Raw genomic sequence first — 13,311 nt, 5'->3', positions numbered from 1 at the left:
CTCTCCCATTATGACCAGGTGCGGTCATGTGAATAATCATTGTCCCAATCGGATGTATCTGCCCACATATCCGGGTAATCCGGATGGAGATGTTCACGTATCACTTCATCCTCCAGGTTTTCAATCCCAAGCCCCGGCGCGTCAGGCACTGTTATATATCCGTTGTCTACGATTGGATTTGGCAATCCTGTTACCAGGTCGGACCACCATGGAACGTCCACGGAATGGAACTCCAAAGCCAGGAAGTTTTCAGTGGCTGCAATACTGTGGACCGCTGCCATACAGGCAATGGGGCTTTCCGCCATATGTACTGCCATGGCCACTCCGTATTCCTGTGCCATGTCCCCGATTTTCTTGTTCTCCAGTATGCCACCGCTGGTCAGAATATCCGGATGGATGACTGATACGCCTCCCCGTTCCATAAGAGGACGGAAATTCTCTTTCAGATATATGTCCTCACCTGTACAAATGGGCACTGTGGTGGAATTTCTCAGCCTTACGTACTGGTCTGTCAGCTGCCAGGGTATCAGGTCCTCCATCCATGCGATATTGTACTTCTCGATCCTTCTGGCCAGCCTGATGCAGGATTCCACGCCTATATGCCCGAAATGGTCAATAGCCAGAGGAATCTCATACCCAATCACACTTCTAACATCCTTTACATACTGCTCCAGAATATCATAACCATATTCCGTTACCTGGACCCCTGTAAACGGATGGGGAATATTCTGCATGTCATACATCCGGTTCCTTAAGCTCCTCTTTTCCGGAGTCAGCCTGCGGCTGATGGCCTCATATGTCCTGGACGACTGGTTTAAATCCCCGACCATGCCTAACGGCGCGCACAACGCCCCCGGAATGTCATACAGAAGATCGATTCCCAAATCCATTTTCAGGAAAGTAAATCCCTTCTCCATCCTCTTTTTAAGGGCTTCCCCCATTTCCTTGCCGGTATGTTTTCCCTCGATATCCGTATCGCAGTACATTCTGATGCGGTCCCTGAATTTACCTCCCAGCATCTGATACACCGGTACCCCATATGCTTTTCCCGCCAGGTCCCAGAGGGCAAGCTCTATGCCGCATACTCCGCCGCCCTGTCTGGCAGGGCCTCCGAACTGTTTAATCCTGCGGAACAGCTTATCTATATTGCAGGGATTCTCGCCTATAAGACGGCTTTTAAGTGCCAGCACATAATTGCGGGACCCGCCGTCCCTGACTTCTCCATAGCCCACCAGTCCCTGGTTTGTATAAACCTTTACCAGGGTACAATGCATGGGAGCCCCTACAATATCAGCTACCCTTATGTCCGTAATCTTTAAGTCACCTGGTCTGGAATTGGTATTCACATGATCCATAAGCATATCGTCTCTATCTTCCATTCCTGTTTCCTCTCTTTTATTCTCGCGTTTTACTTAACACTTCCTTCATATTTGCCGGATATGAGCATGCTCTGCGCAACAATATAAAGCAGCGTTACCGGCAGTGAGCAGACCACTGAAGCGCTCATGATTCTCCCCCATATGGCGGAATCAGCATACTTGAAGCCCGATATGGCTACCGTAGCCGTTTTCTGCACATTGCTGGTTGTCATAATCATGGCATACAGATATTCATTCCACGCCATGGTAAATGCAAAGGTGGCCACCACTGCAATTCCGGGAAGGGCAATCGGCATAATGATATACCACAGCGTCTGCAGACGGTTGCAGCCGTCTATAAGCGCCGCCTCCTCCAGCGCATATGGAATCGCCTTAAAATAGCTGATAAGCATATAGCAGCAATAGGGCACTACAAATGTAGGGTATATGATTAAAAGCGAATATTTATTATCATAGAACCCCAAGCTGCTCACAAACACATACATGGGTACGAACAGCACCGCCGTAGGCATAAGGTATGAAATTATAATACTGTTCCTGAAAAAAGATCTTCCCGGATACTTAAGCCGTGTCATTGCATACGATCCAAGTATACCGATTGCCAGGCATATGATTGTTGTAATGGCCGCTATCACAAAGCTGTTCCAGACATTGTGCATAAAAGAGGTGTTATAAATCAAATCAATATAATGATCAAAGGTTATTACATTTGAAAATAACGGCGGTCTGGCTACATACATTTCTTCATTTACAGTAAGGGATGATTTTATCATCCAGTAAATGGGAAAGATTGTCCATAAAAGCGCAATCATTAAAATCCCGTAGGTAGCTGTGGTCCGCATGATCCGGCTGCGTTTCTTCATTACCATCCAGTCCATCTCCTTCCCTATTCATTTCTGTCCCCATTAATTACCTTCTGGGATACCAGAATCAGTATGAGCATTAGCGGTATCACCGACACTGCCACCGAGAGAGCCCTGCCAAATGAATTCTGTATAAATGCCAGGTCATAGGTGTAAGTGGAGATTACACTGGAGGAGTAAATCGGTCCACCTCCAGTGATTAAAAATACATTCTCAAAATCATTAAAGGTCCATATGGTTGACAAAAGTGTGGAAATGCCCAAAACACTTGAGATTCCCGGAAGCGTTATATACCAGAAACGCTTAAACATACCTGCGCCGTCCACATAGGCCGCCTCAAAAATCTGTCCGTCCAGAGTCTGCAGCGCTCCCAGAAGACTGAACATGAAGAAAGGCACACCTCTCCACACATTCACAATCATGGTGCTTAACAGCGTGATATCAGGGTTGCTCAGCCATGGGATAGGAAGGCTTATAAGCCCGGCTTTCAGCAGCAGGCTGTTGATAATGCCGTACGTGCTGTCATACATCCATCTCCAGGTAGTGGCCGCCACCATTCCGGGCAATGCCCAGGGAATAAGAAGCGCGGTCCTGAAAAATGCCTTTCCCCTGAACTTCTGGTTCAGGATAACTGCCAGCAGAAGTCCCAGCGCCAGTTTCGCCGTGATACATCCCACTGTATAGATAATCGTATTGTACAGGGACTTCCAGTAAATCTTATCCCCAAATAGAGCCAGATAGTTGTCAAACCCAATAAACTGTTCCGGTACCCCTACCACTTTGTTCGTAAAGCTTAAGTACAATGCCCTTATAAACGGGATTCCGGTAATACCAAATATCACGGCAGCAATTGGCACCATCAACAGAAGCCCGAGACGCTTATCTAACAGCTGCTGGGAATGCGAATACTTCCTTTTCTCTGATTTTTTTCCTGCCATCTTATCCCCCTGTCATGCCAATTCCATTGTTAGTTATAAATCTTATTGAATTCTGCCTCCAGATGGTCCAGGGCTTCCTGCGGATCAGCCTTGTTAACAACTATTTCCTGTACGGCCTTAACGCAAAGCTGGTTTGTAAAGGATACCGTAGCCCTTTCATCTGACGGCGCCGGATAATAGGTCTTATATGTATTCTTAGAGTTGGCAAGCCATCCTGCATTGACCGGGTCCTTCCAGAAATCCGTGTCATCCACTCCGTTCACCACCGGCTGCCACATGGCACCCATGGCTTCGATCATGGCGTTATAATTATCCAGGTCCTCAAAATAGTATTTAACAAACTCTTTTGCGGTCTCTGTATTTTTACCTGTCTCAAATATTCCGAATACATTGGCGCCGCCCAGGGTGAATGCCTCTCCGGTTGGCCCTGCGGGATATGCGATGATCTGTGTATTCGCAAGAAGATCTGGTTTTTCCTCTTTCATACTGGATACCACGGAACCTGAATTTGTGATGACACCCACAGTACCGGCCAGGTATGCGTTATTATTCCAGCTGTCGTCTCCCGTAATCGCATCAGGCGGAATCAGTCCCTCTTCATATAAGCTTGCAATAAATTTAAGTGCTTCCAGTGTTTCGGGAGAATTAACCGTTACCTTTCCGTTCTCGTCTACCGGAATTCCTCCCCAGTCCAGTATAATGGTTCTGCAAAATCCCTCGGCATCTCCTCCGCCGGATGCGCCCATGGCAAATCCAAGACCGTAAAAGCCGTTAGCCGGGTCATTCATCAGCTTGGCGCCTTCCTTCAGTTCTTCCCAGGTTGTGGGAATATCCATCCCGGTTTTCTCCCACTGGTCCGTCCTTAAGTACATGCCGGGCGCCGTAAATGCCAGTGGCACAAGATAGGGCTTGCCGTTGAAGGTTCCCAGTATTTTTGAGTTCTCCGTAAAATCCACGGCCTCAAATATATCTGAGCACTCTGCTATCTGCTGCATGGAAACAAACTGCCCCACCAGCGTATCATCACCCACAATCAGGTCAGGGGCATTGCCTGCTTCAATGGCAGCCATCAGCTTCTGCTTCATATCAGCAGCAGGTATGACCACATAATCCACATCCACATGATTCTCGCTGGCAAATTCGTCTACCTTTGCCTTCATCATAGTGTTATAGCCCTCAACATACTCTGACTTATCCCAGAATACCATCTTCTTCTGTTCCGCGGCGCTTCCTCCTGATTCCGCTGATGCTGTTGTCTCAGCCTTGGCGGCGGTGGGAGCTGCTGTTGTAACCACGTTTTCCGATGATTTCACAGAACATCCCGCAACCATAGATGCTGCTAATCCAAATCCCAGTACAAGAGATACTATTTTTGTATATCTTTTCTTCATAACTTCCTGCCTCCTCGCTTTTTAGGTTTTGAAGTTGAGTTTTTCACACACACCTTCAAACCAACCAGTTCCGACTCAAAAGGCTTTCCGCTGTCAATCAGCTTTACAAGCTTCTTCATAGCGATTCTCGTCACCTTCTCAGCCTTGGATTCCACACAGGTAAAATCCTGATACTCCTCATCTACATTGGAATTCTTATAATACTCAAGAATCATCACAGACAGGTCTTCCGGTATCCTGATTCCATATCCCTTTACCACATCCATAAATTGGTTCATAAAGCAGCTGATAATACCAACTGCTGTTGGACGGTTTGCAGGATTAAGCAGTTCATTGAACAGCAGCTTGATATCGGATGATGATTCATTCTGATTGATTCTGATATAAGAATAGTCCAATTTCTCTTCTTTCCTTTCAGACATAAACTCATTAAAAGCCGTACTTCTCACAGTCTGCACCACGCTGTTGGACTTTCCCTCCGTGACAATGGCCACTTTTTTGTGCTCCAGGTTATAAAAATACTCCAGTACATCCTTCATCGCTTTGCCGTGGTCAGACGCCACATAATTATAATTCTCCAGGCTGAGTATCTTACCCACGCACACATAAGGGATTCCTGCCCTCTCAAACTCCCTGAAGGCCAGACTGTCTTCTTCCAGGTCATACAATAGGATGCCGTCTACCAGAGACGACGACAGGCTCTTTAAATACTCTGTGTCTTTATTGATATCATCTGAATCCATGGAATAAATCAGAGTATTATAATCAAATTTCTTTGCTTCCTCGCCAAGAGCCGAGAATATGACCGGGTAATACATGGTATCGTTTAAATGTGAAATATTTCTGGGAATGGCTAAACAAACTGTCTTGCTGTGATTTTTAGACGACAGCCTGCGGGCGCTCAAACTTGGTGTATACCCCAATTCATCAATTGCATTTTTTATCTTCTTTTTCGTCTCGTCAGACATTCTCTCGAAATTTCCATTCAGATAATTTGATACAGTGGACTTGGAAACCCCTGAAAGCTTTGCTACATCAGATATTGTCGCGTTCTTCATACTCTCACCTCATGAATTATGATAATAAACCAATATTACCACACTTCCTGCTCAAAAAACATGGTCTTTTCGCAAAATACGTGTAGGTGGAACGGTTTAGTAGAACGGTTTATCAAATGTATAAAAAAAATAAAAACTGCTTTGGTGGAGCGGTTTATCTCTTCCCTTATTTAATAATATAGCATTGAACATTATGCTTGTCAATGTGTAATTTATTTTTATTTTTTTATGCATATTTTATATTCTTTCACACAAAAACATTTTATCTCCTCAATACATGCATGGTTTTTTTGTTTGTTTGATTATTTTTTTGTATTTATTGACAGCTTCAACCTGTTTTTAATGTAACACACATTAAATTACAATTCTTTTTTCTGACTGTTCCTTATACATGGCATGGATCCGCGACGCTGCATTTAAAAGCCTATATGGCCGTAATGGAGGCTTCCGGTAAGTCATCGTCCTGAGATGGCAACAGTCTGTACGTCCTGCTCCACAGCCTGTAAAAAAACACCAGCCGGCCGGATCTGCTTCCGGCCTGGCTGGCTATCTTCTTCTATCTTACTTTATGAACAGCTGTGTCCAATAATCGGTTCCGCTGGCATCCTGATAATGCCCTACCCCAATAGAAGTAAAATCACGATTCAGGATATTGGCCCTGTGGCCTGAGCTGTTCATCCAGCTCTGCATCACTGCCTCAGGCGAGTTCTGTCCGTAAGCAATATTCTCACCCACACTCCGGTAGCTGATTCCCGCCTGTGTCAAGACTGTACTGAAATTGCTGCCATCAGGCCTGGTGTGTGAAAATGTGCCCTTGATTTCCTGCGCTCTCTTGTTGGCTGCCTCTGCCACGCCTTCGTGAACAGACAGCGGACTAAGACCCGCCTTGGCCCTCTCTGCATTTACCAGTTCAACCACTGCGTCCGCAAATGCGTCCTGGCTGCCGCCGTTATCCGGGTCGCCGGGAACCGTATCCCCCGGAGCCTCGGGAGCCGTACCTGGGTTATCCGGCTCACCCGGCAGTGAATTGTCCGGCAGTGAGCTGTCCGGGCTGTCAGGCAGTGAGTTGTCCGGCAGTGAGCTGTCCGGCATCTCAGGTCCCGGCAGTTCCGGTGTGGGGAAGATGAAGTCGGGCGGCGTAACCTGCGGCAGACTGTTGTCCGGCAGCACAGGTCCTGCTCCCCATCCGTTATTCTGGTTCCCGTTGTTATTCTGGCCCCAGCCGCCATTCTGGCCCCAGTTCCCATTCTGGCCTATATTACCAGGAAGACAGTTCTGTCCTCCCACTCCAATCACGTATGCGCTTCCATTAGCAAAAGGAATCTGATATGTAGATACGGCTGCCAGTGATGTCACCGGTATGGCTGCGGATACAAGCATGGCTGCGGCTGCGGACAATGTGTACATGGATATCTTTCTCATGGTTACCTCCTTATGTGTTACATAATTATTACATTTCTGTTACAAAACTATAATAGCACATAATATTTGGAAAACCATTAGGGAAAGAATGGAAATAATGTATGCCGCAGCCCCTCTCCGGCGCCAGCTCTCTGCTACCCCTTTATGCCAGTGGATGCAATACCTTCCACGTAATATTTCTGAAGAAATACGAACATCAGCAGCATGGGGATTGCCGATATGGTCAGGGATGCCATGATAGCGCCATAGTGTATTGGCTTTGATCCAAAAAACGTCTGGATGGCCAGCTGGATTGTCCTCATGTCCTCCCCTGTAACCACCAGCATGGGCCACATGAAATCATTCCAGTGGGCCACGAAGTCCAGGATGAAGATGGTGGCGTACACCGTGCCTGAGATGGGCATTACAATGGTAAAAAATGTCTTGATGGGGCCGCAGCCGTCTATGGCTGCCGCTTCCAGCAGATCATCGGGAATGTCTAAGAAGAACTGGCGGAACATGTAGATGGAGAAGCATTTCCCCACAAAGGGAACAATCAGCCCGGCCCAGGTATTCACCCACCCAAGGCTGGCAACCTCCTTGTAAAGGGGCAGCATGATAGCCTCCATGGGAAGCACCATAAGGCTGATGACCACTGTCAGCAGCAGCTCCTTTCCGGGGAAATTGAATTTTGCCAGGGCATATCCGCAGACGGAATTGACCGCCAGGTCCAGGATTACAATTACAAACACATAGAACAGGCTGTTGAGGATGAATTTCATCATATTTACCCTGGTAAACACCTCAACATAGTTCCCAAGAGTGGCCGCTGTGGGCCAGAACGTCCTGATATTGCTCATGTCGGAGAATATCTGCGCCTCCGGTTTCAGGGACGCGGCAATCATCCACAGGAGCGGCGATACAAAAATCAGGGCGACAATTGCATTTCCGCCATAGAACAAAACGCGTTTCAGGATATCTTTTTCCTTTAATCCCATGATTCTCCCTCCTCCTTAATCTGCCTTGATGACCCGCTTCAGCATCAGCGACATGGTGACCACTATGACAAAGAATACGGTTGCCACGCTGCAGGCGTACCCGAAATTTCTGCTCTGGAAGCCCTGTTCATAGATATAATACACAAGGGTCCTGGTGGAGTTCTGGGGACCGCCCTGGGTCATGACATAGGGCTGCGTGAACAGCTTCATGGCCTGGATCATTGTAATCATCACAACGTATTTAATCACATTCTTAAGTCCCGGCAGGGTCACATACAGAAACTTCTGAAAGGCTCCCGCACCGTCAATGGACGCCGCTTCATACTGGTCTCCCGGTATGGCCTGAAGTCCTGCCAGGAAAATCATCATCTGATACCCTGCCGCCTGCCAGGCCGACATAAAGATAATGGAATTCATGGACGTCTTGGGGTCTGTCAGGAAACCGCAGGGGGCAAAACCCAGCTTTGTGAGAAACGCGTTCAGAAGGCCTGTGCTGGGGTTGGGATTGTACAGCACGCTCCAGAGGATGGCAACCACCACCATGGATGTGATGTTGGGGCTGAAATAGGCTGCCCGGAATATGGATACTCCCTTTCTTCTGGATGAAATCAGCATGGCTAAAAGCAGGGCCAGAATGCACTGGAAGGGAACTACCACCACCGTAAAGTAAATGGTATTAACCAGGGATTTCTTAAAGTCCCTGTCCCCAAACAGCTCCACGAAATTATCCAGTCCGCAGAATTTAATCTTATCCGGCCTGAGGATATTGTAATCAGTAAATGCATAGCGGACCGTGGAAACAGCAGGCAGTATGAGGAACGCTGCCAGCAGCACCACTGCCGGAAGGATGAACAGGAACGCCGCCCGTCTTTCATGGACCTTATTCTTTGTACCATACTTCATGATATACCTCCTTTCCCTGTTAAAGGGAAGGGGGACCATTGTCCCCCTCACCATTACTCCGCGTAGTTCTTCTGGTAGTTGGAATCAAAATCAGCTGCCAGCTGGTCTAAGGACTCTTTTACATCCGCACCTGTGAACATATTCATCATGGCCTCTGAAAATCCGGGCGACAGCACGGTATAGCCGGGTGTTCTTGGTCTTGGATGGCCTGTATTCAGTGACTGCTCCTTAAAGAGGGAGCGGGGATATTCATTGTACTCTGTCAGCGTGTCATAGCTGGATGCCCTGGTGGGAAGTTTTGCTATGGCCTGGGCGTAAGAGGTCACATTTTCCTTATTCATCAGATAGGAGATAACAACGCCTGCTGCTTCCGCGTCCGCGTTCCTGGTGATGCAAGCAGCCCAGTCCCCTGTGGGAGATGTGTTGATGCCGCCATTGTCAGCCACCGGAAAGTATGTAACGCCCCAGTTCAGATCCGGGAAGGACTGCTCCAGAGTGGCCACTTCCCAGGAACCGCCCAGCATGGTGGCGCATTTTCCATTGTGGAACTCCTGCTTCATGGGGTCAATATTGGCATAACCATCCTGAATCAGACTGTTGAGGAAATTGGCTGCTTCAATGCCCTTTTCACTGTTCACATAGCCGTCGGCCTTGGAACCGTCTTCACTTACAAAGTCAGTGCCGTTGGAAATCCAGAACTGCTCCAGCACATAGGGAAGTCCCTCGCCCTTATCCATGATGATGTTGGTTCCGGCCACATCGCTGGTGGTCAGCTTCCCGGCAATGTCAGCAAACTCAGACCAGGTCAGGGCGTCCTCCATCTTATCCGGCATGGTGATGCCGGCCGCGTCAGTCATATCTTTATTGTAGTACAATGCCACGGAACTCTCTGTTGCTCCCAGGGCGTACAGCTTGCCGTCATAGGTTCCCTGCACTTTGATGGATTCCACGAAATCACTTAAATCCTCCTCTGTAAAATAGGAGTCAATGGGTACGATGATTCCGTCCGCCGCGTAATTGGATATGTTGGGACCGTCCACAAACAGAATGTCAGGCAGATCATTGCTTGTCACGGCCGCATTGATTTTATCCTCGTAAGCATAGGAATCCGCCCGCACGATAGCTTCCCTCTTAAGCTCGATTTCTCCCTTGTGTTCTTCATTGAAGGCATTGATTTTCTCAACCCACCACTCTTCAATAGCCGGTTCATCCGTGGGACTCCAGATAGTCACCAGTTTAGCCCCGTCGCTGCCTGTCTTTCCTCCCCCTGATTTGGAACTGCCGCCGCAGCCGCTCAGTGCACACGCCGCCAATACAGCTGCCAGTGTCATACATGCCAATCTCTTATTCTTCATAATCCTTCTCCCTCTCTTCATGATTTATGGTTCCAGATGGACTCCATGGTCCATACCTCCAGACGCTTCAGACTTCCGGCAGCAAAATCCGCCTCCAGATGCCCCCTGGTGCTTTCCTGGTAAAACAGCTTGGTGCCTGCGGCCTCGCCGTGGTTTAAGTAAACCTCTGCCACCCTCCGGTCCATAAAAATCTCCACATAGCGGACCGCGCTGACATCAGACGGAAAACGGACCTCACTCACTTCCTTCCTGGTGGATACCAGGCTAGTCACACCATTTTTCCGTTCCAGATACAGGGCGTCATCTCCTTCCCTGGCAAGGGTCACCAGGAAATCCCGGTCGTCTCCAAGCTTAATTTTCACAAAAAATGAGTTGCCCGGAACAATCACAGGCGGGACATCCTGTCCTGACACTGCGAAAATACGCTCCTTCAGCAGTCCGTAACATTCCTTTACCGGCTCCGTGAACAGCCTTCCTTGTTCCATGTGCAGTTCCCTTGGAAGGGAAAAACTGCCGCAGGCGCCTGTGGGCTTAACCCGGTGTTCACCGTAAAAATCAGATATCCACCCTATGGCAATCCTTCTGCCGCCGTGTTCAAAGCTCTGCACCGCATAGAAGTTGCTTCCAAAATCATACCACTGCTGATGTTCTGTCTTAAACCTGTCCCCGTCAAAGGTCCCGGTATAACACCGTGTCATCTGATACCGGCCGGCCTCATCGCGGTGGCACATCCATGCACCTGCGGCCACATATTTCCCATCCAGTTCAAAAAAATCCGGACACTCAAAGGTCCTGATTCCCGGTTCGTGCTCCTGCAGGAGAGGACCTTTAAAGCTCCACGCTCCATTCTCCCGGACATACAGCAGGATAGACGGCACACCGTCCAGGCTGGATCCCAATACCATATAGTCCATGCCTTCTATCCGCTGTACCTTGGGGTCCCTGAAATCAAAAGACGCTCCCTCCGGTCTTTCAGTAATGCACGGGCGCTCCTTCTCCACATGGATGCCGTCCCAGCAAACAGCCTCTGTCTGCCATTCCCTGGTTTCCTCACCGTCCTCCTGGGGACCGTGGTGACGGGTCAGATACAGATGCATCTGTTCTCCCTCCACCTGGGCGCTTCCCGAAAAGGCTCCTCCTTTGTGTTCTTTATCCCTCCACAAATCCGGCTGCGGTTCCAGAACATAGGGCATATGGGTCCAGTGAATTAAATCCCGGCTCACCGCATGGCCCCAGTACATATCATTCCATTCCTGCCCAAAGGGATTGGACTGGTAAAACAGATGGTAATATCCCTTAAACCAGCAGAGTCCATTCGGATCATTTACCCAGTTCATAAAAGGATTGAAATGATACTGTTCCCTTACAGAAGTATCATACCATTTTCCCAGTTCCATTTCATCACCGCTGTCCGGATCCAGGAATCTTATTCCCCTGTCCATCAAATCCGGTCCCCCGCTCAGATACATCTGGGTGAAAGAGACCCCTTTACGGCTGATGCGGTATATCCCCTTCTCAGGAAGGGCCAGCTGTACCAGACGGTACCAGTCGTCATTCATGTGAACCTGCTGTTCCTTTCCTCCGGGTCCTTCCAGACAAATCCAGCCATCCCTGTCATCTGTTTTTTCAGCAAATATACAGACGGACTCATATTCCCCGTTGTCAAATTCCAACATCCACATCACCTCCTTTTATCCTGTCTGTGTCTATTTTTCCTATATGGAACCCGTTCCATATCCACACTATAGTACTATTAGATTGATATGTCAATATGCTTTTGTAAAAAAGCGCAAAAATAGTGCACATTATACAACTTTTCGCCTCGTATATTGTGCACTATTTTCATTCTATTTCCAGTTTTTGTATCTATCGTATTCAGCCCTTCTCCGTGTTCCACATGGAACACATTATATCGTTCCACCTTTTTGTATGGAAACAGGCAGAATTTGTTCCATCTTTACCTTCTTACCATCTAACAGGTCCATCATGGTATCCACACAGGCTGTTGCCAGTCCCGGTATATCCTGCGCTATGCTGGTAAGCTTGGGTGTAAACAGCCGGGTCATATCAACTGCGTCATAGCCAACAATATGGAGTTCCTCCGGAACCTTCACACCTCTTTGGTTTGCTATGTTAAGGCAGTAAAGGGCTCCTATATCCGTAGTGAACACCCCGTCAATATCCCGGTAAATATCCATGTACTGTTCCATGATACGGCAATAGTAATCATATTCCATCATATTCCACGCCATTTCAATGGTTTTGACAGATGCCCCATTTTCCTCCATAACCCGATTAAATTCCTGGTGCCTGTCATTGGAGGGCGTATGGACGCGGAAGGAACCGCCAAAGTTCAGCACATTCCTGCAGCCTGCATCCAATAGAAGCCGGGCCGCCATCCTGCCTCCTGCCTTGTGATCTGAATGTATTATGGGAATGTCCGGTCCCAGGTTCCGGTCCATGGCGACCACCGGCTTATTCAGGTTCAGGTACGCGTAATCCTGGAGGGAATGGGCACCGGTGATGATGCCGTCCATTACGTTCTGGCGCAGCATGTCAATAAAGTCCTGCTCACGGTTGCTTATCTCAATGGTATTGCAGATCATGGCCTTATAACCGTTCTTATAGAGCTGGATCTCCATGTGCTTCAGCAGCTTGCTGAAAAATGGATTTTCCATATCAGGCACCACAATTCCAATGATTCCTGTCCTGTTCCGGAACAGGTTCCTGGCCAGCTCATTTGGCTGATAGTCCAGTTCCGCAGCCATTGCAAGGATTTTTGCCTTTGTATCCTCCGCCACATAGCCAGTTCCGTTAAGCGCGCGGGAAACAGTCCCCACCCCTACACCTGCTTTTTTTGCCACATCCCTGATACTTGCCATTTGCCCAGACAACCTCCATCGCATAAAACTTCATTACATTGCACTAATTACATAGTACTAATATCTTAGCAGGAGGAAGGTAAAAACGCAAGCGGGTCCCGGAAAGGTTTCGGCAGGTTCTGGCGGGTTCTGGCGGGCATCTG

Annotated in this window: 11 protein-coding genes; all 11 read right to left on the bottom strand. The window is 48.3% G+C overall.

The features are described from left to right. Positions 1 to 8 precede the first annotated feature (8 nt). Entirely contained in the window at positions 9 to 1,379 is a 1,371-nt protein-coding gene (locus tag CGC65_RS05610; RefSeq protein WP_002567904.1) for a mandelate racemase/muconate lactonizing enzyme family protein, read from the bottom strand. Between the two features lie 29 nt (positions 1,380 to 1,408). Next, entirely contained in the window at positions 1,409 to 2,248 is an 840-nt protein-coding gene (locus CGC65_RS05605) for a carbohydrate ABC transporter permease (RefSeq protein ID WP_002567905.1), read from the bottom strand. A 17-nt stretch (positions 2,249 to 2,265) separates the two neighbouring features. Beyond that, entirely contained in the window at positions 2,266 to 3,180 is a 915-nt protein-coding gene (locus tag CGC65_RS05600) for a carbohydrate ABC transporter permease (protein WP_002567906.1), read from the bottom strand. 29 nt (positions 3,181 to 3,209) lie between these two features. After that, positions 3,210 to 4,571, bottom strand: coding sequence for an ABC transporter substrate-binding protein (locus tag CGC65_RS05595; RefSeq protein ID WP_002567907.1), 1,362 nt, complete (start codon positions 4,569 to 4,571; stop codon positions 3,210 to 3,212). Next, on the bottom strand, positions 4,568 to 5,629 hold the full coding sequence (locus tag CGC65_RS05590; RefSeq protein WP_002567908.1) for a LacI family DNA-binding transcriptional regulator: 1,062 nt from the start codon (positions 5,627 to 5,629) through the stop codon (positions 4,568 to 4,570). The genes CGC65_RS05595 and CGC65_RS05590 overlap by 4 nt, the downstream gene beginning before the upstream one ends. 561 nt (positions 5,630 to 6,190) lie before the next feature. Further along, positions 6,191 to 7,051, bottom strand: coding sequence for a CAP domain-containing protein (locus tag CGC65_RS05585; RefSeq protein ID WP_002567909.1), 861 nt, complete (start codon positions 7,049 to 7,051; stop codon positions 6,191 to 6,193). Positions 7,052 to 7,185: 134 nt separating this feature from the next. After that, positions 7,186 to 8,028 (bottom strand): carbohydrate ABC transporter permease, encoded by an 843-nt coding sequence (locus CGC65_RS05580; RefSeq protein WP_002567910.1) that lies wholly within the window; start codon positions 8,026 to 8,028, stop codon positions 7,186 to 7,188. Positions 8,029 to 8,043: 15 nt separating this feature from the next. Beyond that, entirely contained in the window at positions 8,044 to 8,931 is an 888-nt protein-coding gene (locus tag CGC65_RS05575; RefSeq protein WP_002567911.1) for a carbohydrate ABC transporter permease, read from the bottom strand. Between the two features lie 53 nt (positions 8,932 to 8,984). After that, the gene (locus CGC65_RS05570) at positions 8,985 to 10,286 is read right to left on the bottom strand and encodes an ABC transporter substrate-binding protein (protein WP_002567912.1); all 1,302 of its coding nucleotides are present in this window, start codon (positions 10,284 to 10,286) and stop codon (positions 8,985 to 8,987) included. Positions 10,287 to 10,303: 17 nt separating this feature from the next. Then, positions 10,304 to 11,962, bottom strand: a complete 1,659-nt coding sequence (locus tag CGC65_RS05565; RefSeq protein ID WP_002567913.1) for a glycoside hydrolase family 32 protein — start codon at positions 11,960 to 11,962, stop codon at positions 10,304 to 10,306. Positions 11,963 to 12,193: 231 nt separating this feature from the next. Next, positions 12,194 to 13,168: a LacI family DNA-binding transcriptional regulator gene (locus CGC65_RS05560; RefSeq protein WP_002567914.1), complete on the bottom strand. Its 975-nt coding sequence runs from the start codon at positions 13,166 to 13,168 to the stop codon at positions 12,194 to 12,196. Between the last annotated feature and the right edge of the window lie 143 nt (positions 13,169 to 13,311).

Origin of the sequence: Enterocloster bolteae, from assembly GCF_002234575.2 — a bacterium.
In the GTDB taxonomy this organism is placed as follows: Bacteria; Bacillota; Clostridia; order Lachnospirales; family Lachnospiraceae; genus Enterocloster; species Enterocloster bolteae.
Note: the sequence above shows the minus strand (reverse complement) of the source record. Positions and strands in the feature narration are given on the sequence as shown.

Coding starts and splice junctions, on each gene's coding strand:
- CGC65_RS05560 (WP_002567914.1), bottom strand. CDS start 13,168: ATGGCAAGTATCAGGGATGTGGCAAAAAAAGCAGGTGTAGGGGTGGGG.
- CGC65_RS05605 (WP_002567905.1), bottom strand. CDS start 2,248: ATGGTAATGAAGAAACGCAGCCGGATCATGCGGACCACAGCTACCTAC.
- CGC65_RS05575 (WP_002567911.1), bottom strand. CDS start 8,931: ATGAAGTATGGTACAAAGAATAAGGTCCATGAAAGACGGGCGGCGTTC.
- CGC65_RS05595 (WP_002567907.1), bottom strand. CDS start 4,571: ATGAAGAAAAGATATACAAAAATAGTATCTCTTGTACTGGGATTTGGA.
- CGC65_RS05590 (WP_002567908.1), bottom strand. CDS start 5,629: ATGAAGAACGCGACAATATCTGATGTAGCAAAGCTTTCAGGGGTTTCC.
- CGC65_RS05570 (WP_002567912.1), bottom strand. CDS start 10,286: ATGAAGAATAAGAGATTGGCATGTATGACACTGGCAGCTGTATTGGCG.
- CGC65_RS05580 (WP_002567910.1), bottom strand. CDS start 8,028: ATGGGATTAAAGGAAAAAGATATCCTGAAACGCGTTTTGTTCTATGGC.
- CGC65_RS05610 (WP_002567904.1), bottom strand. CDS start 1,379: ATGGAAGATAGAGACGATATGCTTATGGATCATGTGAATACCAATTCC.
- CGC65_RS05585 (WP_002567909.1), bottom strand. CDS start 7,051: ATGAGAAAGATATCCATGTACACATTGTCCGCAGCCGCAGCCATGCTT.
- CGC65_RS05565 (WP_002567913.1), bottom strand. CDS start 11,962: ATGTTGGAATTTGACAACGGGGAATATGAGTCCGTCTGTATATTTGCT.
- CGC65_RS05600 (WP_002567906.1), bottom strand. CDS start 3,180: ATGGCAGGAAAAAAATCAGAGAAAAGGAAGTATTCGCATTCCCAGCAG.